At 69.7% G+C, this 21456-nt stretch carries 21 protein-coding genes; 12 read left to right on the top strand and 9 right to left on the bottom strand.

The window, feature by feature from the left end; all coding sequences use genetic code 11:
- The first annotated feature begins 65 nt into the window (after positions 1-65).
- The 12 genes from AC5YDA_RS01765 (at position 66) to moaA (ending at position 14363) form a co-directional block, all read left to right on the top strand.
- Positions 66-1928: an ABC transporter family substrate-binding protein gene (locus tag AC5YDA_RS01765; protein ID WP_496188182.1), complete on the top strand. Its 1863-nt coding sequence runs from the start codon at positions 66-68 to the stop codon at positions 1926-1928.
- A 140-nt stretch (positions 1929-2068) separates the two neighbouring features.
- Positions 2069-3595: an ABC transporter permease gene (locus tag AC5YDA_RS01760; RefSeq protein WP_496188181.1), complete on the top strand. Its 1527-nt coding sequence runs from the start codon at positions 2069-2071 to the stop codon at positions 3593-3595.
- Positions 3592-4836 (top strand): ABC transporter permease, encoded by a 1245-nt coding sequence (locus AC5YDA_RS01755; RefSeq protein ID WP_496188180.1) that lies wholly within the window; start codon positions 3592-3594, stop codon positions 4834-4836. The genes AC5YDA_RS01760 and AC5YDA_RS01755 overlap by 4 nt, the downstream gene beginning before the upstream one ends.
- Positions 4833-6641, top strand: a complete 1809-nt coding sequence (locus AC5YDA_RS01750; protein ID WP_496188179.1) for an ABC transporter ATP-binding protein — start codon at positions 4833-4835, stop codon at positions 6639-6641. The genes AC5YDA_RS01755 and AC5YDA_RS01750 overlap by 4 nt, the downstream gene beginning before the upstream one ends.
- 138 nt (positions 6642-6779) lie before the next feature.
- A complete protein-coding gene (locus tag AC5YDA_RS01745) occupies positions 6780-8450 on the top strand; it encodes a peptide ABC transporter substrate-binding protein (protein ID WP_496188178.1) in 1671 nt (556 codons plus the stop codon).
- 70 nt (positions 8451-8520) lie between these two features.
- A complete protein-coding gene (locus AC5YDA_RS01740; protein WP_496188177.1) occupies positions 8521-9450 on the top strand; it encodes an ABC transporter permease in 930 nt (309 codons plus the stop codon).
- Positions 9443-10390, top strand: a complete 948-nt coding sequence (locus AC5YDA_RS01735) for an ABC transporter permease (RefSeq protein WP_496188176.1) — start codon at positions 9443-9445, stop codon at positions 10388-10390. Before AC5YDA_RS01740 ends, AC5YDA_RS01735 begins: the two co-directional genes overlap by 8 nt.
- 9 nt (positions 10391-10399) lie before the next feature.
- Positions 10400-11395: an ABC transporter ATP-binding protein gene (locus tag AC5YDA_RS01730; RefSeq protein WP_496188175.1), complete on the top strand. Its 996-nt coding sequence runs from the start codon at positions 10400-10402 to the stop codon at positions 11393-11395.
- A complete protein-coding gene (locus AC5YDA_RS01725; protein WP_496188174.1) occupies positions 11382-12401 on the top strand; it encodes an ABC transporter ATP-binding protein in 1020 nt (339 codons plus the stop codon). The genes AC5YDA_RS01730 and AC5YDA_RS01725 overlap by 14 nt, the downstream gene beginning before the upstream one ends.
- A 20-nt stretch (positions 12402-12421) precedes the next feature.
- A complete protein-coding gene (locus tag AC5YDA_RS01720; protein WP_496188173.1) occupies positions 12422-12898 on the top strand; it encodes a MogA/MoaB family molybdenum cofactor biosynthesis protein in 477 nt (158 codons plus the stop codon).
- Positions 12898-13341, top strand: a complete 444-nt coding sequence (locus tag AC5YDA_RS01715) for a molybdenum cofactor biosynthesis protein MoaE (protein ID WP_496188172.1) — start codon at positions 12898-12900, stop codon at positions 13339-13341. Before AC5YDA_RS01720 ends, AC5YDA_RS01715 begins: the two co-directional genes overlap by 1 nt.
- Positions 13338-14363 carry a GTP 3',8-cyclase MoaA gene (gene moaA / locus AC5YDA_RS01710; protein ID WP_496188171.1) on the top strand — a complete coding sequence of 342 codons (1026 nt, stop codon included), beginning with the start codon at positions 13338-13340 and terminating at the stop codon, positions 14361-14363. The genes AC5YDA_RS01715 and moaA overlap by 4 nt, the downstream gene beginning before the upstream one ends.
- Before the next feature lie 33 nt (positions 14364-14396).
- Here moaA and AC5YDA_RS01705 read toward each other — a convergent pair whose 3' ends face one another.
- From AC5YDA_RS01705 to AC5YDA_RS01665, 9 genes are read right to left on the bottom strand one after another with little or no spacing between them, the layout of a single operon-like run.
- Entirely contained in the window at positions 14397-15452 is a 1056-nt protein-coding gene (locus tag AC5YDA_RS01705; protein WP_496188170.1) for an ABC transporter ATP-binding protein, read from the bottom strand.
- Entirely contained in the window at positions 15449-16237 is a 789-nt protein-coding gene (locus AC5YDA_RS01700) for an ABC transporter permease (protein ID WP_496188169.1), read from the bottom strand. Before AC5YDA_RS01700 ends, AC5YDA_RS01705 begins: the two co-directional genes overlap by 4 nt.
- The gene (modA, locus tag AC5YDA_RS01695; protein WP_496188168.1) at positions 16234-16989 is read right to left on the bottom strand and encodes a molybdate ABC transporter substrate-binding protein; all 756 of its coding nucleotides are present in this window, start codon (positions 16987-16989) and stop codon (positions 16234-16236) included. The genes AC5YDA_RS01700 and modA overlap by 4 nt, the downstream gene beginning before the upstream one ends.
- A complete protein-coding gene (locus AC5YDA_RS01690) occupies positions 16986-17399 on the bottom strand; it encodes a TOBE domain-containing protein (RefSeq protein ID WP_496188167.1) in 414 nt (137 codons plus the stop codon). Before AC5YDA_RS01690 ends, modA begins: the two co-directional genes overlap by 4 nt.
- A 59-nt stretch (positions 17400-17458) precedes the next feature.
- Positions 17459-17698: a MoaD/ThiS family protein gene (locus tag AC5YDA_RS01685; RefSeq protein ID WP_496188166.1), complete on the bottom strand. Its 240-nt coding sequence runs from the start codon at positions 17696-17698 to the stop codon at positions 17459-17461.
- Complete coding sequence (locus AC5YDA_RS01680; protein ID WP_496188165.1) at positions 17698-18546, bottom strand: NTP transferase domain-containing protein; 849 nt, start codon at positions 18544-18546, stop codon at positions 17698-17700. Before AC5YDA_RS01680 ends, AC5YDA_RS01685 begins: the two co-directional genes overlap by 1 nt.
- 3 nt (positions 18547-18549) lie before the next feature.
- Positions 18550-19029, bottom strand: coding sequence for a cyclic pyranopterin monophosphate synthase MoaC (gene moaC, locus AC5YDA_RS01675; protein ID WP_496188164.1), 480 nt, complete (start codon positions 19027-19029; stop codon positions 18550-18552).
- Positions 19026-20240 carry a molybdopterin molybdotransferase MoeA gene (locus tag AC5YDA_RS01670; protein ID WP_496188163.1) on the bottom strand — a complete coding sequence of 405 codons (1215 nt, stop codon included), beginning with the start codon at positions 20238-20240 and terminating at the stop codon, positions 19026-19028. The genes moaC and AC5YDA_RS01670 overlap by 4 nt, the downstream gene beginning before the upstream one ends.
- A gap of 3 nt (positions 20241-20243) precedes the next feature.
- Positions 20244-21386 carry a ThiF family adenylyltransferase gene (locus AC5YDA_RS01665; RefSeq protein WP_496192725.1) on the bottom strand — a complete coding sequence of 381 codons (1143 nt, stop codon included), beginning with the start codon at positions 21384-21386 and terminating at the stop codon, positions 20244-20246.
- Positions 21387-21456: the final 70 nt, after the last annotated feature.

Below are 21456 nucleotides of genomic sequence, written 5' to 3'. Positions count from 1 at the left end.
CTCTGGGCAGGTTGGTCCGAACGGGGGCACCATCGTTGGCGCCTCCCGGAATCCTTGGAGGAACATTGAGCAAGCGCAAGCTCTTGGCCACGGCGAGCATCGCCCTGGCCAGCGCCTTGGCGTTCTCGGCGTGCACGCCGGCCACGCCCACGGCGAGCAGCCCCGGTGGTAGCGCTGGCAGCACTGCCGCTGCGAAGGGCCCCACGGCCCTCAGCGTCGCGTGGAACCAGGCGTTCTACAGCCGCAACTCGGACACCGACTACGGGAACGCGACCGCCAACGCCAACATCCTGTACCTGACCAACGACACGATCGGGTACTACGACGAGGACCTGAACATCGCGCAGAACGCCTCGTTCGGCAAGTACGAGAAGGTCTCCGACGACCCGTTGAAGGTCAAGATCACCTTGGCCGACACGGCCACGTGGTCCGACGGCACCCCGGTCACCGCCGCGGACGCCGTCCTCCTCTGGGGTGCGGTCTCCACCAACTTCAACACCGTCGAGGCCGACCAGGTCACCACCGACGACGAAACCGGTGAGGTGACCGGCGTCGAGGGCGACAACGTCTTCTTCAACGCAGCTTCCCCCGGCTACACGCTGATCAAGGACTTCCCCGAGATCTCGGCCGACGGCAAGGAGTTGACCTACACCTGGTCCGAGCCGTTCGTCGACTGGGAGACGCACGTCATGGCGCCGGTCGGCGTCCCCGCGCACATCGTGGCCAAGCGTGCCCTGGCGTCCACCGATGCCAAGGCCGGTCAGCAGGCCATCATCGACGCGTTCAAGAACAACGACCGCGCTGCCCTGGGCAAGATCGCCAAGGTCTGGAACAACGACTTCAACTTCAAGTCGACGCCGTCCGACAAGGAGTTGCTCGTCGGCTCCGGCCCGTACGTGATCACCGAGATGGTCGAGGAGCAGTTCCTCACCGTCGAGAAGAACGAGAACTACAAGGGCATGCGCGCCCCGAAGATCGACAAGCTCACGGTCCGCATCATCCCGGACGCGCAGGCGTCGGTGCAGGCCCTGCAGAACGGTGAGGTTGCCATCACGCAGCCGCAGTCGACGGCCGACATCCTGCAGCAGCTGCAGGCGCTGGCGCCCAACGTCGAGACCCTGACGCAGTCCGGTGGCACCTACGAGCACGTCGACCTGGTCTTCAACAACGGTGGGCCGTTCGACCCCAAGTCCTACGGTGGTGACGCGGAGAAGGCCAAGAAGGTTCGCCAGGCGTTCCTCCAGACCCTGCCCCGTCAGCGGATCATCGACAACATCATCAAGCCGCTGAACCCCGAGGCCTCGATCCGCAACACCTACAACGTCGTCCCCGGTTCGCCCGAGTATGACGCGACCTCCCAGGCCAACGGCATGGAGGCCACCTACGGTGGCGGCTCCAACGTCGACAAGGCCAAGGCGCTGCTGGCCGAGGCCGGGGTGCCCAGCCCGACCGTCCGACTGCTGTTCGCCCAGAACAACACCCGGCGTCAGCAGGAGTTCCAGCTGATCAAGGAGACCGCCGAGCAGGCCGGCTTCAAGATCGTGGACGCCTCCAGCAAGGACTGGGGCCAGCTGCTGAGCACCAACGACGTCTACGACGCGTCGCTGTTCGGTTGGCAGTCGACCTCCCTGGGTGTGTCGCAGGTTCCGCCGAACTACCTGTCCAAGGGGCAGAACAACTTCGGCGGCTTCAGCAACGCCCAGGTCGACAAGCTCCTCAACGAGCTCAACGTCACCACCGACACGGATCGCCAGAACGAGATCGTCAAGGAGGTCGAGAAGATCCTGGTCGACGAGGCCTTCGGCCTGACCATCTTCCAGTTCCCGGAGATCACCGGCATCGACACCACCAAGGTGAAGGGCGTTTCGTCGATCCCGCTGTCGCCGACCTACTTCTGGAACTTCTGGGAGTGGGAGACCGTGGCCTGACCGATGGCCGTGAGTCGCTAAGTATCAACACTGTGGGGCGCCAGGCAATCCTGGCGCCCCACAGCGCGAGTTGACCTCGCTACTATCACCCGATGCACCTGACCGCCCGTTCGCCGCATGCCCCTGACTGGGAGTAGTCCATGGCACGTTTCATCGCTCGAAGGCTGGCCCTGGCCCTCGGCACGCTCTTCATCCTGTCGTTCCTCATGTACGGGCTGCTCGAGTTCGCGCTCGACCCGTTGGTGGACCTGCGGGAGAACCCGGCGCCGAACCGTGCCGAACTGATCGCGAACCGTGTGCGCCTGCTCCACCTGGACGTGCCCTGGTACCAGCGCTACTTCCTCTGGCTGGGCGATTTCTTGCGGGGTGACTTCGGCATCGCGTGGCGCACCATGCAGCCGGTCGGCCAGCTCGTCCGCGGAGCGATCGCCACCTCCGTGCAGTTGGTGCTCGCCGCCACGATCATCTCGATCCTGCTGGGCGTGACCATCGGCCTGGTGTCGGCCTTGCGTCAGTACACCTCGTTCGACTACGTCATCACCTTCATCTCGTTCCTGCTGTACTCGCTGCCGATCTTCTGGGTCGCCGTCCTGCTGAAGCAATTCCTCGCCATCGGTGCCAACGACTACCTGCAGCGCCCCACGATCAACTGGCCGCTGGTGGTCACACTCAGCGTGGTCTCGGGCCTGTTCTGGGCCGGGGCCCTGGGAGGCCGTCGCAAGAAGAAGCTGCGGGTCTTCGGCGCCGCCCTGATCGTGAGCTTCGCGGTGCTGGTTCTCACCCTGACCACGGGCTGGGTGCAGAACCCGACGATCGGCGTCGCCGCCATCGCCATCCTCTCGATCCTGTTCGCTGCGGCGACGAACGCCCTCTTCGCGGGCTCGAGCAACAAGCGCGCCCTCTACTCGGCCCTCGTCACGGCCGTGGTCGGCACCATCACGTGGTGGCCACTGCAGTGGCTCTTCCACTACTGGCAGATGAGCTGGGGCTGGATGTTCGGCCTGCTGGCCGCCGCACTGGCGATCGCCGCCCTGATCGGATGGCTGTTCGGCGGTCCGGACCGCCAGATCTCCATCCGCGGCGCGATGATCACGGCCCTGTTCGTCAGCGTCCTGATCTTCGTCGACCGCGTGTTGCAGACCTGGGGGCCCTACAACGCCGCGCCCCAGATCCGCGGTCGGCCGCTGGCCACCATCGGCGCCACCACTCCGGGCCTGCGCGCCGACTTCTGGATGGAACAGCTCGACAAGGCCACCCACCTGATGCTGCCGACGCTGGCGTTGGTGATGATCTCCTTCGCCACCTACGTCCGGTACCAGCGGGGCGCGATGCTCGAGGTGCTGAACCAGGACTACATCCGCACGGCGCGGGCCAAGGGCCTCTCGGAGCGTGTCGTCATCGTCCGCCACGCGTTGCGCAATGCGTTGATGCCGCTGGCGTCGATCGTGCCCGTCGACTTCATCACCCTCATCGGCGGTGCGGTCATCACGGAGACCATCTTCGGCTGGGCGGGCATGGGACGCATGTTCCTCACCTCCCTCGGTGGCCAAGAGGTGGATCCGGTCATGTTCTACATCATGTTGACCGGTGGCCTGGCGATGATCGCCAACCTCGTCGCCGATTTCCTCTACGCCGTCATCGACCCCAGGATCCGGGTGAACGCATGAGCAACGACAACTACACCCCGAAGCACGGGGCGGATGATGCCGATCGCATCGAGGAGGCGGTGCCCGACGCGCCGCCGCACGACACCGAGGTGCCCGTCGACACCACGGACGCCGGCCACCTGGCCGTCGAGGTGGCCGAGGACGACCACGAGGCCGCCGTCGGCCGCGGCGAGGGCGTCGGCGAGGGGCAGGACGTCAAGGGCCTCTCGCAGGGGCAGATCGTGTGGAGGCGGTTCGTCCGCCACCGCGGAGCCATGTTCGGCCTCATCACGATCTTCCTGGTGTTCCTGCTGTCGGTGCTCGCCATGGGCATCGGACCCATTGACGGCCTCTGGCGTGTCCAGACCATCACGTCCGGCGACGTCATCAACGGCGGACGCCCGACGCTGTCGGTGCCCGGCCTCGGTGGCGCGACGTCCTTCGCCATCGGCGCCAACCCCTTCGGTCAGGACTCGCTGGGGCGCGACTACTTCGCGCAGGTGCTGACCGGCGTCCAGACCTCGCTGCTGGTGGCTGCCGTGCTCGGCGCGGTCGCCCTCACCATCGGCGTCACCATCGGATCGCTGTCCGGCTACTACCGCGGCAGGATCGACATGGCGCTCATGCGCTTCACCGACCTCATCATCACCCTCCCGGTCATCGTGCTGGGTGCCGTGCTGGGTTCGCTCGTGAGCAAGATCCCGCTGCGCCTCAACGCGGGGCCGGAGGTCACGCAGTCGATCCGGGAGAACATGCCGGTCATCCTGGCCATCGCGCTGGGGTGCATCCTGTGGACGGGCCTGGCCCGCCTCGTCCGGTCGGAGTTCCTGACCCTGCGCGAGCGCGAGTTCGTCGACTCGGCCCGGGTGGCCGGCGCGAGTGACTGGCGCATCATCACCAAGCACATGCTGCCCAACGCGGTCGGCGTCATCGTCGTGAACGGCACCCTGCTGATGTCCGCGGCCGTCACGCTCGAGGCCGCCCTGAGCTTCGTCGGCTTCGGCATCACCGAGCCCACGATCTCGCTGGGCCGCCTCATCTCCGACAACCAAGGTGCGTTCTCGACCCGTCCGTGGCTGTTCTGGTGGCCCGGCCTGTTCATCATCCTGATCGCACTCAGCATCAACTTCATCGGCGACGGGCTCCGCGACGCGTTCGACCCGCGCACCAAGAAGATCCCGTCCGCGCGCGCCATGGCCAAGGCCGAGAGGCAGTTGGCCGCCTCCCGCGTCGCCCGCACGAGCAAGGAGGAGGGCCGATGAGCCAGCCCAACCAGCCCGAGAAGGCCCGGTCGGCCTTCACCGACGCCATCAAGCTCTCCCGGGACACCGGCGGCCCCGTCGCCAAGGGGGACACGATCCTCACGGTGAAGGACCTCACCGTGCGCTTCTGGGTGGGTGATGAGTGGTTCACCGCCGTGGAGGACATGAGCTACGAGCTCAAGGCGGGCGAGGTGCTGGCCATCGTCGGCGAGTCCGGCTCCGGCAAGACCCAGTCGTCCATGAGCCTCCTCGGCCTCCTGCCCCCCACCGGGCGGGCCACCGGCTCGGCCGACCTCAAGGGCACCGAACTGGTCGGCATGTCGATCCAGGAGTTGCGGGAGATCCGTGGCAACGAGATCTCCGTGATCTTCCAGGAACCGATGACCGCCCTGAACCCGGTGTACACCGTCGGCTTCCAGATCGTGGAGACCCTCCGGACCCACTACCTGATGAACCCGTCTGCGGCGAAGGCACGCGCGGTCGAGTTGATGCGGATGGTGGAGATCCCCGAGCCCGAGGACAGCTTCAACAAGTACCCGCACCAGCTGTCGGGTGGCCAGCGCCAGCGCATCATGATCGCCCAGGCCCTCGCGTGTGAGCCGAAGCTGCTCATCGCCGACGAGCCGACCACGGCGCTCGACGTGACCGTCCAGGCGGAGATCCTGAAGCTCATGCGCCAGCTGCGTGAGCGGGTGAGCGCCGGCATCATCCTGATCACCCACGACATGGGCGTCGTGGCCGACATGGCCGACCGCATCATCGTGATGAAGGACGGTCGTGTCGTCGAGGCCGGCACCAGCCGCCAGATCTTCAAGGATCCCCAGCACCCCTACACCCAGCAACTGCTGGCCTCGGTGCCGCACCTGGCCGAACACGTGGAGGACGACGAACTCCGAGGCCGCCCCCACACGGTCATCGAGACCGAGGGCAACCCGGTCCCGCTGAGCGAATCCCGCACCGCGGGCCAGCAGCCGGCGCTCCTCATGGACGACGTCGCGATCGTCTACCCCAAGCAGGGTCGGCGCCCGGAGTTCCGGGCCGCCGAGCACATCAACCTGCGCATCGAGCCGGGCGAGGTGGTCGGCCTGGTCGGCGAGTCCGGTTCGGGCAAGACCACGGTCGGACGCGCAGCGGTCGCGCTCCTGCCGGTCCGTGAGGGCCGCCTGCAGGTGGCCGGCTTCGACATCACCAACAAGTCGGTCAAGGAGCTCAAGCCGTTCCGCAAGACGGTGGGCATCGTGTTCCAGGACCCCGGCAGCTCGCTCAACCCGCGCCTGCCCGTCGGGGAGTCGATCGGTGAGCCACTCCTGCTCCACGAGGGTCTCCGGGGCGCCGCGCTGAGCAAGAAGGTCGAGGACCTCCTGGACTCGGTGCACCTGCCCCGAGCCATGCGCAACCGCTACCCGCACGAGCTCTCGGGCGGCCAGCGCCAGCGCATCGGCATCGCCCGCGCGCTCGCGCTCAACCCGAAGCTGCTGATCGCGGACGAGCCGACCTCGGCCCTCGACGTGTCCGTGCAGGCCCGCGTCCTGACGCTCTTCAAGGACCTCCAGGAGCAGTACGGCTTCGCCTGCCTGTTCATCAGCCATGACCTCGCGGTCGTGGAGCAGGTCTCCAGCCGCATCGCCGTCATGCACCGTGGCCACCTGGTCGAGGTGGGGGACACGCTGGACATCGTCACCCGTCCGCAGCATCCCTACACGCAGCGGCTGCTGTCGGCCGTCCCGGTGCCCGATCCGGACGAACAGCGCAAGCGCCGTGAACTCCGCGACGCGATCATCGAGCGCGAACAGCTGGTCTCCTGATCCGACGGCGTCCGCCGGTCGACGCCTTCCGACAGGGCCCATCACAGGATTGTGTTGAAAATTGACGCGTTGCGTTTGGATCACATTCCTGCGGTGGGCCGCTGCGGAAGGGTTATGCTCCGCGCGAGCGGTGGAGCGATGAAGCCCGCCGCATCGCTAGGAGGATTCATGCGCATTTCGCTACGTGGAGCCGGCATCGCCGGCGTCGCGGCCCTCGCTCTGATCGCCACGGCGTGCAGCAGCAACGCTCCCTCACCCGGAACCACCGCTGGGGCGACGGCCAAGGCAGGTGGTGCGATCATCGTTCGGGGCTGCACGCCGGAGAACCCGCTCGTGGCGGGCAACACGTCCGAAGTGTGTGGTGGCAACGTCATCGACGCGGTCACGGCCAAGCTCATCCACTACAACGTGGACACCGCGGCACCCGAACTCGACATCGCCGAGAAGATCGAAACGACCGACAACGTGCTGTTCACGGTCACCCTGAAGAAGGGCTACAAGTTCTCCGACGGCACCGAGGTCAAGGCGAAGAACTTCGTGGACGCCTGGAACTACACGGCGTACGGCCCCAACGGCCAGCAGGGGTCGTACTTCTTCGAGCCCATCAAGGGCTTCGCGGAGGCCCAGTGCGCCGACGCCGCATGCGCGACCAAGCCGACCGCCGACACGCTCGCGGGCCTGACCGTCAAGGATGATCACACCTTCACGATCGAGACGACTGAGCCCGTCTCCAACCTGCCCGTGCGTCTCGGCTACTCGGCCTTCGCTCCCCAGCCCGACTCGTTCTTCACCGACCCGAAGAGCGACTCCTTCGGCAAGCAGCCGATCGGCGCCGGTCCCTACAAGGTGGCGTCCAACACCGCGACGGAGATCGTGCTCGAGAAGAACGCGGACTACTCGGGCAAGCACGCCGGCAACGTCGACAAGATCACCTACCGGATCTACACGGAGCCCGCGGCCGCCTACACCGATCTCCTCGCCAACAACATCGACGTCGTCGACATCATCCCGGCCGACCAGCTCGCCGGGGACGCGTGGAAGGCGGCCCTCGGTGACCGCGCCAAGGTCGCCGACACCGGCATCATCCAGTGGATCACCTTCTCGCCGCAGGACGAGCAGTTCAAGACGAACGTCAAGCTCAAGGCGGCGTTGGGCGCCGCCATCGACCGCGCCACGATCACCAAGCAGGTGTTCAACGGCACCCGGACCCCGGCCACCGGTTGGGTCTCCCCGGTCGTGGACGGCTACAAGGCGGGCCAGTGCGGTGACGCCTGCACGTTCGACGTGGCCAAGGCCAAGCAGCTGTACACCGAGTCCGGCGGTTACCAGGGTCAGCTGCAGCTCTCGGTGAACCCCGAGGGTGGCCACAAGCAGTGGGCGGACGCCGTCTGCAACGGCTGGAAGAACACCTTGGGCCTCGACTGCGCCGTCAACGTGACGCCCGACTTCAAGACGCTGCGCAGCAAGATCAAGGCCGGCGAGCTCAAGGGCATCTTCCGCGGCGGCTGGCAGATGGACTACCCGTCGATCGAGAACTTCCTCACCCCGATCTACATGAAGGGTGCGGCCTCGAACGACGCCAAGTACGACAACCCCGCCTTCAACAGCAAGCTCGCCGAGGCCGCGGCCGCCACGGATGCCGCGGCGTCCAACAAGGCGTACCAAGAGGCTGAAGCCATGCTGGCGGAGGCCTACCCGACGATCCCGCTCTGGTACTCGGCGACCCCGTACGGCTTCTCGACCAAGGTCACCGACGTCAAGCTCAACGCCTTCGGCGCGATCGCCATGTCGGAGATCAGGCTCAAGTAACTGCCAACTCCGATGGGCCGGTGGGGGCGTTCAGCCTCCGCCGGCCCAGCCTTCGGCGAGGAAGCCTCTCTTGATCAAATACATCATCCGTCGCCTGCTCCAGATGATCCCGGTGATCGTCGGGGCGACGTTTCTCCTCTACTTCCTGGTCTTCGCCCTTCCCGGCGAGCCGTGGCAGGGTCGGTGTGGGGATCGCGAGTGCCCACCCGCCTACGTCGAGGCGTTCAAGCGGGAGTACAACCTCGACCAACCCCTGCTCGTGCGCTACGCGCTGTACATGGGCAACCTCCTCCGGGGTGACCTGGGCCGCAACTTCCGGCAGAACCTCGTCATCGACGAGTTGGTCGCCCGGTATCCCACCACGCTGAAGCTGGCGCTCATCGCCCTCGCGTGGACCGCCCTCATCGGCATCTCGGCCGGCATCCTCGCGGCCCTGCGCAAGGGAAGGTTCGTCGACTACTTGGTCACGACCTCCACCCTGGTCATCATCTCGGTGCCGGTGTTCGTCATCGGCGCGATGAGCCAGTTCGTGATCCTGAAGGCCGGCCTGACCAACGTGATCCCGGTCACGGCGAGCGCCGGGGAGCTGTACCAGTTGATCCTGCCCGGCATCGTCCTGGGTTCCCTGTCGGTGGCCTACATCGCGCGGCTCACGCGGACGACGCTGGTGGAGAACCTGCGTGCGGACTACGTGCGGACGGCCAAGGCCAAGGGCCTGAGCCGGCAACGCTCGATCGGCATCCACGCCCTGCGCAACTCGATGATCCCCGTCATCACCTACATGGGTTTCGACTTCGGGTCGCTGATGGGCGGAGCCATCGTGACGGAGCGGATCTTCAACGTGAACGGGATCGGCAACTTCATCTTCCAGAGCATCAGCGCCCGCGACGGGGCCAATGTGGTGGGCGCGGTGACGATCCTCGTCCTGGTCTACCTGCTCATGAACCTCATCGTCGACGTGCTGTACGGCGTCCTGGACCCGAGGATCTCGCATGACTGACAGCGACCCCACCGCCGCGGTGGCCGCGGCCGGTCAGCCCCAGGCCGTGGGCACGCCGACCGACGACCGCCGTGCGTCCCTGTGGTCGGACGCCTGGCGTGAGATGAGCCACAACCCGTTGTTCTGGCTCTGCCTGGCGCTCATCGCGGTGTTCGGGGTGATGGCGGCCTTCCCGACGCTCTTCACCCGGGCGGACCCCGGCTATTGCGACCTGTCCATGGCCCGTCAGGGGCCGATGGAGGGCCATCCGTTCGGTCTCGACATCCAGGGCTGCGACGTCTACGCGCGCACGATCCACGGGGCACGGGCCTCGATCCTGGTCGGTGTCCTGGCGACGCTGGTCACGACGCTGCTGGGCGGTGTCATCGGGACGATCTCTGCGTACTTCGGCGGCTGGGTCGACACGCTGCTGAGCCGCATCGGCGAGATCTTCTTCGCGATCCCCATCCTGCTCGGGGGCATCGTGATCCTCTACTCACTGCCCACTCCGAACCACCAGCCCCTGATCCTGCAGGTGCTGAAGGTCGTGATGGCGATCGGCGTGCTCGGTTGGCCGAGCCTCGCCCGCATCATGCGCTCCTCCGTGCTGCAGGTGAAGCCGAACGAGTACGTCCAGGCCGCGCGCGCCCTCGGAGCCTCGCCCCTGCGGGTCATCATCAGCCACATCCTGCCGAACTCCCTGGCGGCGGTCATCGTGGTGGCCACGATCAACCTGGGCCAGTACATCGCCCTGGAGGCCACGCTGTCGTTCCTGGGCATCGGCCTGCGGCCTCCGGCCTACTCCTGGGGGCAGGCCATCTCCGAGGCGTCCGGGCTGGGCTACATCGTGAACACGCCCCACATGCTGCTGTTCCCCTCGCTGTTCCTGTCCCTGACAGTCCTGTCGTTCATCATGCTCGGCGAGGTCGTCCGCGACGCCCTCGACCCGAAGTTGCGCTAGGAGGACGCCGTGACTGGTGAGCACCTTCTCGATGTCCGCGACCTCAGGGTCGAGTTCCGCACCCGCGAGGGTGTGGCCAAGGCGATCAACGGGGTCTCCTTCCACCTCGACGAACGAGAGACCCTGGCGATCCTCGGCGAGTCGGGTTCCGGCAAGTCGGTGACCGCCCAGGCCATCATGGGCATCCTCGACACGCCTCCGGGTTTCGTGACCGGCGGTGAGGTGTTCCTGCGCGGTCGCGACCTGCAGAAGCTGCCGGAGAACGAGCGCCAGGCCGTGCGCGGTCCTGAGATCTCGATGATCTTCCAGGACGCGCTCAGTTCGCTCAACCCCGTGTTCCCGGTGGGCTGGCAGATCGCCGAGATGTTCCGGGTGCACAAGGGCATGAACCGGTCGGACGCCTACGAGCAAGCCGTCAGGCTCATGGAGCGCGTGCACATCCCGGCTGCGCGGGAGCGCGTGCGCGCGTTCCCGCACCAGTTCTCCGGCGGTATGCGTCAGCGCATCATGATCGCGATGGCGATCGCCCTGGATCCGTGGGTGCTCATCGCCGACGAGCCGACCACCGCCCTCGACGTGACCGTCCAGGCGCAGATCATGCAGCTGCTCAAGGAGTTGCAGGCCGACTCCGGGATGGGGCTCATCCTCATCACCCACGACATGGGCGTCGTGGCCGACGTCGCGGACCGCATCGCGGTGATGTACGCCGGCCGCATCGTGGAGAGCGCCGGGGTCCACGACCTGTACAGCCGCCCGGCGCACGCCTACACCAAGGGCCTGCTGGATTCCATCCCCAGACTCGACCAGCACGGGCAGACACTGCACGCGATCGGCGGCCTGCCACCCAACCTGCTGCGCATGCCGACGGGGTGCCCGTTCCACCCGCGCTGCACCTACGCCACCGATGTGTGCCGAGCGGTGCTGCCCCCGTTGGTCGACGTGCTGCCCGGCAGGCTGGCCGCGTGCCACCACACCCAGGAGGTGCTCGCCGATGGCCGAGCCTGAGATCGTCCTGCGGGCCGAGGGGCTCGTCAAGCACTACCCGATCAAGACGGGTGTCATCCGGCGAACGACCGGTCACGTCCGCGCGGTGGATGGCGTCTCCCTGGAGCTCCGGCGCGGCGAGACGCTGGGTGTCGTCGGGGAGTCCGGCTGTGGCAAGTCGACGCTCGGACGACTGCTCATGCGCCTGGAGGAGCCCACGTCCGGGCGGGTGGTGCTCAACGGCGTGGACATGCACGCCACGACCGCGGCCGAGATGCGACGCCTGCGCCGGGACATCCAGATCGTGTTCCAGGATCCGTACACGTCGTTGAACCCGCGCAAGACCGTCGGCGACATCGTGGGGGAGCCGTTCGACATCCACCCCGACGTGGTGCCGCGCCAGGGGCGTCGCCGGAGGGTCCAGGAGCTGCTCGACCTCGTCGGACTGAATCCAGAGCACATCAACCGCTACCCGCACCAGTTCTCGGGGGGCCAGCGGCAACGCATCGGCATCGCCCGCGGCATCGCGCTCAACCCCCAGGTGCTGATCTGCGACGAGCCGGTCTCGGCGCTGGACGTCTCGGTCCAGGCGCAGGTCGTCAACCTCCTGGAGAAGCTCCAGGACGAGCTCGGCCTGGCCTACGTGTTCATCGCCCACGACCTGTCGGTGGTGCGGCACATCTCCGACCGGGTCGCCGTGATGTACCTGGGCAAGATCGTCGAGGTGGGGACGGAGGAGGAGATCTACGAGCGGCCGACGCACCCCTACACGCGGGCGCTGCTGTCGGCCGTCCCCGTGCCGGACCCGCGGGCGCGGGACACGCGCCAGCAGATCGTGCTGACCGGAGACGTCCCCAGCCCTGCCAACCCGCCCTCGGGATGCCGTTTCCACACGAGGTGCTGGATGGCCACCGAATGGTGCTTCCGTCAGGAGCCGGAGCTGGTGGACCGCCCCGATGGTGAGCGGCAGCACCGGTCGGCGTGCCACCACGCGGAGCAGAGCGCCGCCGAGCGCGTCGCGGTCTGACGGGCGGTAGGGTTGGGCCGGTGGAGACTGAAGCAGTTCAGGCGCATGTGGTCACCGTGTCCGACCGCTGTGCCGCAGGTCGACGTGAGGACGCGTCGGGTCCGGCCGCAGCAGCCCTGCTGTCGGCGGCGGGTTTCGCGGTGACGCGCACGGTCGTGCCGGACGGCGCCGACTCCGTCGCGGACGCCCTGCGTGCGGCTGTCGCCGGGGGAGCGCGGCTGGTCGTGAGCTCGGGCGGGACGGGGCTCGGGCCCCGGGACCTGACGCCGGAGGGCACCCTGGCCGTCCTGGAGCGTGTGGTGCCGGGCATTCCCGAGTTGCTGCGCAGCGCGTCCGGGAAGGCGCACGCCCACCTGTCGCGCGGCGTGGCCGGGAGCGTCGGGACGACGTTCGTCGTCAACCTTCCCGGGTCGCCGGGCGCCGTCACCGAGGGGCTCGAGGTGCTGCTGCCGCTGGTGCCCCACATCCTCCACCAACTGGAAGGTGGGGACCACTGATGGCCCTCGTCCATGCCGCCGTCACGACCGATCCGCTCGATGTCGCCTTCCACGTGGGCGCCGTGACCAACGCCCGGGCGGGGGCCCTGGCGACCTTCACGGGCATCATCCGTGACCACGACCCCGAGGCGTCCGGCGAGGTCGTCGGCCTCGACTACTCCCACCACCCGGACGCCCAGGCGATGCTCGTCGGGATCGCCGAGCGCGTCCTGGCCGAGCGGGATCCCGCTGGGGAGGCCGTTGTCGCGGTGTCGCACCGGGTGGGGCACCTGGGCGTCGGCGAGGTGGCCCTCGCCTGTGCCGTGGCGACTCCGCACCGGGCCGAGGCGTTCGCGCTCTGCGAGGCGCTGGTGGAGGCGGTCAAGGCGGAACTCCCCATCTGGAAGCACCAGACCGAGGCCTCCGGGCGAACGGTGTGGTCGCGGTGGGGCTCGGACGCGTGAGAGCTCTGCCCCTGTTGGTCGACGGCCATGGACGCGAACACCGTGACCTGCGGGTGTCGCTGACCGACCACTGCAACCTCCGCTGCACGTACTGCATGCCCGCTGAGGGTGTGCCGTGGCTGCCGAAGGCCTCGCTCCTGACGCTCGACGAACTGGTCGCGTTGGTGCGGATCGCGGTGGAGGCCGGGATCACGGAGGTGCGCCTGACCGGCGGGGAGCCGCTGTTGCGCGCGGACATCGTCGCGATCGTGGCCGGCATCGCCGCACTCGAGGGGCCGGGAGGCAGGCCCGAGGTCTCGATGACCACGAACGGGATCGGCCTCGCCAGGCTGGCCGCCCCCTTGGCGGAGGCGGGGCTGGCCCGCGTGAACGTGTCCCTCGACACGCTGGACGCCCCGACCTACGCGCGGATGGCCCGGCGCGACCGGCTCCCCGACACGTTGGCCGGTATCGAGGCTGCGCGAGCCGCGGGGTTGGGGCCACTCAAGCTCAACACCGTCCTGCTGCGTGACGTGAACACCCACGAGGCCGTCGAGTTGCTGCGGTTCGCCCTCGAGCGTGACGCCGAACTCCGCTTCATCGAGCAGATGCCCCTCGACGCGGGGCACACCTGGAGCCGCGAGGGCATGGTGACCGCCGACGAGACGCAGGCCTGGCTGGAGCAGGCATTCCATCTCGAGGCCATCCCCGGCCGAGGTGCGGCCCCGGCCGAGCGCTACCGCGTCCGGCCCTGGGGAGAGCCGGACGCCGCGCCCCTCGGCACCGTCGGCGTCATCGCTTCGGTCACCCGTCCCTTCTGCGGGGCCTGCGATCGGCTGCGCCTGACCGCGGACGGCCAACTGCGCAACTGCCTGTTCGCCACGAGCGAGTCCGACCTGCGGACGCCCCTGCGCGAAGGCGCGCCTCGGGAGGAGATCACCCGGCGCATCCATGCCAGCTTGGCGGCCAAGCTGCCGGGGCACGGGATCAACGATCCCGGGTTCCTGCAGCCACGGCGTCCGATGAGCGCCATCGGGGGCTGACGCGGCCAGGCTCTCGATGCTGGGCCCGGCTCCCTATCGCGGATAGAGCTCCACCTGCACGGCCTTCACGGCCAGCCAGACCGGACGCCCGGGTTCGAGGCCCTCGGACACGACCGCGCCGGCGGTGACCTCCACGGCAATGGGCGTGTCGTCGGCCAGCGCGCACCCGACCCGCACCACCGCGCCGCGGGACTCGACCGTCCGGATGAGGGCCGACAGGTGGTTGCGGGGGCTTCCGGTGGGCTCGGACGCATGCACCGACACCGACGCCGGGGCGAACGACGCGAAGCCCGGCTGTCCGAGGGTCAGGGGCGTCTGGGCCACGCCGGTGATCGCGAGGCCTCCCGGGAGGGTCACGACGTCCGAGCCGGTCGCCACCCCGACCAGCAGGTTCACCCCGACGAGATCGGCGAGGAAGGGCGTGCGCGGCCGGGCCAAGGAGTCGAGGACGGGGCCGGTGTCGACGACCCGCCCCGCCTCCACCACCGCGAGCGCGTCTGCGAGGCTCAAGGCGTCGATGGCGTCATGGGTGACGACGAGGGTCGTGAGCCCCCGGAGCCGGTCCCGCAGCAGCGACCGGATCGCCGGGGCCGCCCGCACGTCCAGGGCGGCCAGGGGCTCGTCGAGCAGTACGACGGTCGGGTCGGTCACCAACGCGCGGGCGAGCGCGATGCGCTGGCCCTGCCCGCCGGAGACCTCCCATGACCGGTTGCCGGCGAGGTCGCCGCAGCCCACGGCGTCCAATTCGGCGCGGGCGCGGGCGCGTGCCTCCTCCCGTCGGACGCCCCGTGCGCGCAACCCGAAGGCCACGTTGTCGAGGACCGTCAGGTGCTCGAACAGCAGCGCACGCTGCTCCAGCAGGGCCACCCGGCGACGGTGGACGGGGACGTGCACCCCGGGTCCACTCACCGTGTCACCACCCAGCAGCACGTGACCGGAGTCCGGACGCAACTGGCCGCTGACGAGCTGGAGCAGGGTGGACTTGCCCGCACCGTTGGGCCCCACCAGCGCGGTGGTCGTGCCCGAGGGGACGGTCAGGTGCAGATCCGCGCCCCGCTCCGCGACGGCCGCCGCGACCTCGACGCTCATGTCACGGCCCGGCGCGTGGTGCGGCGGGACAACCAACCGGTCAGCGCCACGATCAGGGCGGCGACGACGATGAGGACGAGCGCCAACGCCAGGGCCGAGTCGGTGTCCACCTCGCGGAGCAGATAGATCTCCAGGGGCAACGTCCGGGTGACGCCCGGCAACGAACCGGCGAAGGTGATGGTCGCCCCGAACTCGCCGAGGGCGCGTGCGAAGGTCAGGGCGGCACCGCTGGCCAAGGCGGGCGCCATGAGCGGGACGGTGACACGGAACAGCGTGTACGTGGGGGAGGCTCCCAGCGTCGCGGCCACCTGCTCGTGACCGGTCCCGGCGGTCCGCAGGGCTCCTTCGACGCTCGTGACGAGATACGGCATCGCGACGAACACCTGCGCCATGACGACGGCGATGGTGGTGAAGCCGACCTCGATCCCGAAGGCCGACAGGGTGCCGCCGAGGGTGCCGCGACGTCCGAACGTGATCAGGAGTGCCAGTCCTGCCACCACGGGCGGCAGGACCATGGGAACGGTCACGAGCGTGCGGGCCGCGGCTGCCCACCGGCCGTCCGAGCGGCCCACCGCCACCGCCAGCGGCAACCCGAGCAGGACGCTGATCAGGGTGGCCACGAGGCACGTGAGCAGGCTGAGTCCGAGCGCGTCCAGGGAGGACCGCGCGGTGAGCAGGGTGGGGAGCCGGTCCCAGGGGACGCGGAGCGCGACGCTCCCCAGCGGGACGACGACGAAGGCCAGGGCCAGCCCTGCCGGGAGCAGCAGCCACCGCGGAGCGGTCATGGGGTGCCGAACCCGTACTTGGCCAGGATCTCGTGACCGCTCGGGCTCGTGACCAGCTTCACGAAAGCCGCGGCCCCCTCGGCATTCCGCGCCCCCGCGACCAGAGCCATCGGATAGCGCGTGGCGGCGCGGTCGGCGCCCGGCAGCTGGATGGTCCGTACCTTGGCGCCCGCGGCCCTGGCGTCGGTCGCGAACACGATCCCCGCGTCGGCCTCGCCCGATTCGACCTTGCCACGCACGTCGGTGACCCGCTGCTCCTCCGAGACCGGGACGAGCGTGATCCCGGCCGCGTCGGCGATCGTCCTGGCGGTGGCTCCGCAGGGCACCGTGGGTGCGCACAGCACGAGCTTCCTGCCGTCCAGCGACGCATCCAGACCGGTGATGCCCGCCGGGTTGCCGGCGGGGACGATCAGCACCGCAGCATTCGTCGCGAAGACCTCGGGTGCCGAGGCCAGGAGGCCGGCCCGGTCCGCCCTCGCCATCGTCGCCTCGTCGGCCGTGGCGAGCACGTCGGCCGGGGCGCCGGCGGACACCTGGTCGAGCAGCGTGGGGGAGCCGTCGAACGTGAAGATGATGTCGAGGCCGGGATCCAGCCCGGCCAGTTCCGTGAACGCCCCGGTGAGGGAGGCGGCGGCGAACACGGACACCTTGGCCCCCCGGGCGGTCGTGCCGGGCGACGCAGCGGCGCTCCCGCACGACGCCAGCGCGAGGCCGAGGGCCACGACGGCGGCAGCCACCGCGGGGCGCCTCATGACAGGCCCTGCGGGGTGGCGATGCCCACGTTGGTGGCCTTGACGATCGCGGACGCCACCGACCCCGGCTCGAGCCGCATCTCCCGCACGGCCTCGGTCGAGATGAGCGACACCACCCGGAAACGACCGCACTGGAGCGTCACCTGGGACATCACGGTGTCCGAGAGCACCTCGGTGACCAGGCCGGTGAACTCGTTGCGAGCCGAGCGGTGACGCCGCGCACCCGCGGCGGCCTCGTCGTCGGCCTCGTGGAGTTCTTGCGTGAGCCGCGCCAGGTCGACGCCGGCCACCACCTTGCGACCGGCCTCGTCGGCCGTTGCGTCGAGACGCCCGGCGTCGATCCAGCGCCGCAGCGTGTCATCGCTGATGCCGAGCAGGGCGGCGGCGTCAGAAATTCGCAGATGCGTCATGGATCGAGCATATCTCCCGCGTTTGCGGAATGGGGTGTGCGAGGGTGATCGGCCCCCGATCAGCCCCCCGCGAACGGCGGCAGCACATCGACCAGCGTTCCCTCGGCCAGGGGGGTGGCGGGGTCGGCCGTGTTGGCGCCGTCGATGAGCACGGAGCAACGGTCGAGGACGCCGCTGAAGCCCGGCCCGTGGAGTGCCACCAGGGCGCTGCGCAGTTCGCCCAATGTGGGGGCCTCGACCGATTCGGTGCGGGTGCCCGCGGCCTCGGCCGCGGCGGCGAAGTAGCGGATGTGGGCCATCAGTCCTCCTCGTTCGGGTGGGGTGCCGTCGCAATGGCGTCCTGCAGGTCGGCCATGACGGTCAGGGGGTCGGCGTCCGGCGCCGCCCCCAGCGCCAGCCCGAGGATGTACCCGGCCACGGGTGCCATCGGTCGGGCTCCGTCGTGCGCGACCCGCCGCGACAGGCGCAGGATCGCGTGCTCGTCGACGCGGGACGGGTCCAGGCCGAGGCGGGCGCAGGCGTCCTCGACGAAGGCGCGCCAGCCCTGCTTGTCGTCCTCGGCCTCGTTGGCCGGGTCGGCGGGGTGCGAGGCGATCCAGTGCGCGAGTTGCTCGGGAGTGTCGAGGTCCTGAACCGACGCGCCGCCCGGGTCGACCGGCAACAGGGCCAGCGAGGCCATCACGCCGCGTACCGAACGGTTGGCCGGGTCGCCCCACCCCGCGAACGCCTCGCGGAGCGCGGCCGTCCGGTAGAAGGCGGCCAGGTGCTGCAGTTCCCCACCGGCGTCGCGCAGGCAGAGGCCGTCGGCGTCCGCGGGTGCCGTGGTCAGGGCTTCCCGGAGTCGGGCGACCGCGGTGGGGGCGCCCGGCAGGTCGCAGGCCAGCACGAGGGTCCACTCGGCAGGGCTCTCGACGGCGTCCAGTCCCGCGAGCAGGCCGGCGGCGGGGCCGGTGCCGGGCGGGTCCTCGCGGGTGAGCAGGACGCCCTCGGGCACGGCCACCTCGCCGACCACCACGGTCGTCGCCGCGCCCGCAGTGGCCCTCAGGACGATGTCCAGCAGACGCTCGCCGCGGATGTCCAGGTCGGCCTTGGAGAGCCCGCCCATGCGTGAACCCTGCCCGCCGGCCACGATGATGGCATCGAACATGCCTCAGCCCTCCCTCTTCCAGGTCCCCGAGCGGCCGCCCTCCTTGGCGAGCAGGCGCACGTGCTCGATGTGGGCGAAGCGGTCCAACCCCTTGACCATGTCGATGATCGCCAGCGCGGCCACGCTGACGGCGGTGAGGGCCTCCATCTCGACCCCGGTCCGGTCGGCGGTCCGCACGGTGGCGCGGATGTCGACCCCGGCGTCCTGTACGTCCAGGTCGACCTCGCAGCCGTGCACTCCGATCATGTGGGCCAGGGGCAACAGGTCCGGGGTTCTCTTGGCGGCCTGGATGCCCGCGATGCGTGCCACGGCCAGGACGTCCCCCTTGGGCACCTCGCCCGATCGCAGCAGCGCGATGACCCCCGGGGACACCACCACCGACGCCGCGGCCGTCGCGGCGCGCACGGTCGGCTGCTTGTCGGTGACGTCGACCATGCGGGCGTGGCCGGCGGAGTCGAGGTGGGTGAAGGGCATGTCGGTCACGGGATCCTCCTGACGGCGACGAGGTCGCCGGCGGCGACCGCGGTGACGTCCTCACCCACGGCGGCCAGCGCGTTGGCGGCCACCAGCGAGGTGACCATGTGGGACGCCGAGCCGCGGCGATGCGCCGGCTTGACGAGTTGCTGGCCGCGCGTGTCGACGTCGAGGATGACCGGGATCACCTGACGGCGCCCCGCGGGCGAACTCCACCCCTGGGCCGCCACCGCGACCGACCAGCCGGGGGACGGGCGGTCGTGCAGGCGGTCGAGAGCAGGGGCCACGAACGTCTCGTAGCTGACCGCGGCCGAGAGCGGGTTGCCGGGTAGCGCGACGACCGGCACACCGGACCAGCGCGCCCAGCCCTGCGGCTTGCCGGGCTGCATCCGCACGTGGCGGAACCGCGCACCGGAGGACTCCAGCACGATCCGGGTCACGTCGGCGTTCCCGACGCTGACCCCTCCCGAGACGAGGATCAGGTCGCAGTCGTGGGCCAACTCATCAAGGGCGGACGTGAGCGCCTCGGGGGTGTCGCGCACGGCGTCCGGGACACGGGCGACACCACCGTCGCGGGCGATCGCGGTGGCCAGGAAGGTGGCGTTGGACTCGTAGATCTGGCCGCGACCCAGCGCGTCCCCGGGCGGGACGAGCTCGTCGCCGGTCGCGATGACGCCCACGACCGGTCGGCGCGCACACACGAGCGTGGGTGCCCCGGCCGCCGCAGCGGCGGCCAACGCGTGGGCATCCAGCCGGACGCCGGCGTCCAGCACCACGTCCCCGGCCCGGACGTCCTCACCGGCGCGACGGACGTGCCGGCCGACCTCGACGACCTCGTCGACGCGGATGCCACCCTCGACCGGCGTGGTCTGCTCCACGGGCACCACCGCGTCCGCGCCGGAGGGGAGCGGGGCCCCGGTCATGATGCGGATGCACGCGCAGGGTCCGAAGGGGGGATCCTCGGCCGAGCCCGCCAGCACCTCGCCGGTCACGTGCAGCACCACTCCCGGCGCGAGCTCGCCGGAGCGGACGGCGAAGCCGTCCATCGCGGAGTTGGCGAAAGCCGGGACGTCGCCGCGGGCGAGCACCGGCTCGGCCAGCGTGCGGCCGGACGCCTCGCGCAGCGGCACCCGCTCGGTCTGCGGGATGGGGGTGACGAGGGCGAGGACCTCGGCGAGGTACTCCTCGACCGTCAGGAGGGGACGACGAGCGTCAGCCATCGGTCAGTACTCCGGCTGGCTCGGGTCGATGTCGCGCACCCACGCGAGGATGCCGCCCTCGAGCACGCGCACGTGGGTGTGGCCGGCGGCGACGAGTGAGCGCGCGGCGGCCTCCGCCCGGGGCTGGACCTTGCAGTGCACGACGATGTCGGCGTCCGGGGCCAGACCCGTTGCGCCGGGGTCGGCCAGGACCTCGCCCAGCGGGACGCGCCGCGAGCCCTCGATCGCGGCGATGGCCACCTCCGCCGGCTCGCGCACGTCCAGCACGACCGGCGGTGCGGCCGACGCCAGCGCGGCGGCGAGTTCGGCGGGTGTCACGGTCTCCATCGTGGGCGGCTCCTGTGTCGTGGTGGGTTCGGGCGCGGCGGGGCGGGTGCCCGGCCGCAGGGGGATCTCGGTCATCGAGGCGGTCAACAGGTCGAGGAACGCGACGCGCCCCAGCAGGGGGTCGCCGATGCCGCAGATGAGCTTGATCGCCTCGGCCGCCATCATCGAGCCGACCTGGCCGGTCAGGGCTCCGAGGACGCCGGCGTCCCCGCAACTCGGCACGGTGCCGGGAGCGGGCGGGTTCGGGAAGAGGTCGCGCAGGTCCGTGCCCACGTGCGGCGCGGGAGGTGCGGCCCAGTAGACCGAGACCTGCGCCTGGGTGCGGTAGACGGACGCCCAGACGTACGGCAGCCCGAGTTCGGCGCACGCGTCGTTGACGGCGTAGCGGGTCTCGAAGTTGTCGGTGCCGTCCAGCACGAGATGGGCGCCGGTGAACAGCTCGGCCGCGTTGGCGCGGGTGAGCCGGACGTGGCGGGTGACGGCCTCGACGCTCGGGTTCAGGTCACGGACCGCCTTGGCCGCCGACTCGACCTTGGCGGTGCCGACGCTGGCGTCGGGGTGGATGACCTGGCGGTGCAGGTTCGTCACATCGACCACGTCGTCGTCGATGATCGTGATGCGTCCGACTCCCGCCGCCGCGAGGTAGAGGAGTGCGGGAGAGCCGAGGCCGCCCGCACCCAGCACGGCCACGTGGGCGTTCCGCAGGCGGCGCTGGCCGAGCTCGCCGACCGCGGGGATCAGCAGGTGGCGCGCGTAGCGGTGCGTCTCGTCCTTGGTCAGCGAGGGGCCGGGCTCGACGAGGGGCGGCAAGGTGGTCACGGGTCCACCCTAGTTGGTCGATCGGACTCGAGGGGAGGCTGCAACCACGGGAAACCATGCGCGGGGAACT

It is taken from the genome of Propioniciclava sp. LT294 (assembly GCF_059516005.1).
The sequence above is the reverse complement of the archived record's forward strand: the minus strand, read 5'-3'. Positions and strand labels throughout refer to the sequence as shown.

Coding starts and splice junctions, on each gene's coding strand:
- AC5YDA_RS01760 (WP_496188181.1), top strand. CDS start 2,069: ATGGCACGTTTCATCGCTCGAAGGCTGGCCCTGGCCCTCGGCACGCTC.
- AC5YDA_RS01755 (WP_496188180.1), top strand. CDS start 3,592: ATGAGCAACGACAACTACACCCCGAAGCACGGGGCGGATGATGCCGAT.
- AC5YDA_RS01750 (WP_496188179.1), top strand. CDS start 4,833: ATGAGCCAGCCCAACCAGCCCGAGAAGGCCCGGTCGGCCTTCACCGAC.
- AC5YDA_RS01745 (WP_496188178.1), top strand. CDS start 6,780: ATGAAGCCCGCCGCATCGCTAGGAGGATTCATGCGCATTTCGCTACGT.
- AC5YDA_RS01735 (WP_496188176.1), top strand. CDS start 9,443: ATGACTGACAGCGACCCCACCGCCGCGGTGGCCGCGGCCGGTCAGCCC.
- AC5YDA_RS01725 (WP_496188174.1), top strand. CDS start 11,382: ATGGCCGAGCCTGAGATCGTCCTGCGGGCCGAGGGGCTCGTCAAGCAC.
- AC5YDA_RS01715 (WP_496188172.1), top strand. CDS start 12,898: ATGGCCCTCGTCCATGCCGCCGTCACGACCGATCCGCTCGATGTCGCC.
- AC5YDA_RS01705 (WP_496188170.1), bottom strand. CDS start 15,452: ATGAGCGTCGAGGTCGCGGCGGCCGTCGCGGAGCGGGGCGCGGATCTG.
- AC5YDA_RS01700 (WP_496188169.1), bottom strand. CDS start 16,237: ATGACCGCTCCGCGGTGGCTGCTGCTCCCGGCAGGGCTGGCCCTGGCC.
- modA (WP_496188168.1), bottom strand. CDS start 16,989: ATGAGGCGCCCCGCGGTGGCTGCCGCCGTCGTGGCCCTCGGCCTCGCG.
- AC5YDA_RS01690 (WP_496188167.1), bottom strand. CDS start 17,399: ATGACGCATCTGCGAATTTCTGACGCCGCCGCCCTGCTCGGCATCAGC.
- AC5YDA_RS01685 (WP_496188166.1), bottom strand. CDS start 17,698: ATGGCCCACATCCGCTACTTCGCCGCCGCGGCCGAGGCCGCGGGCACC.
- AC5YDA_RS01680 (WP_496188165.1), bottom strand. CDS start 18,546: ATGTTCGATGCCATCATCGTGGCCGGCGGGCAGGGTTCACGCATGGGC.
- AC5YDA_RS01670 (WP_496188163.1), bottom strand. CDS start 20,240: ATGGCTGACGCTCGTCGTCCCCTCCTGACGGTCGAGGAGTACCTCGCC.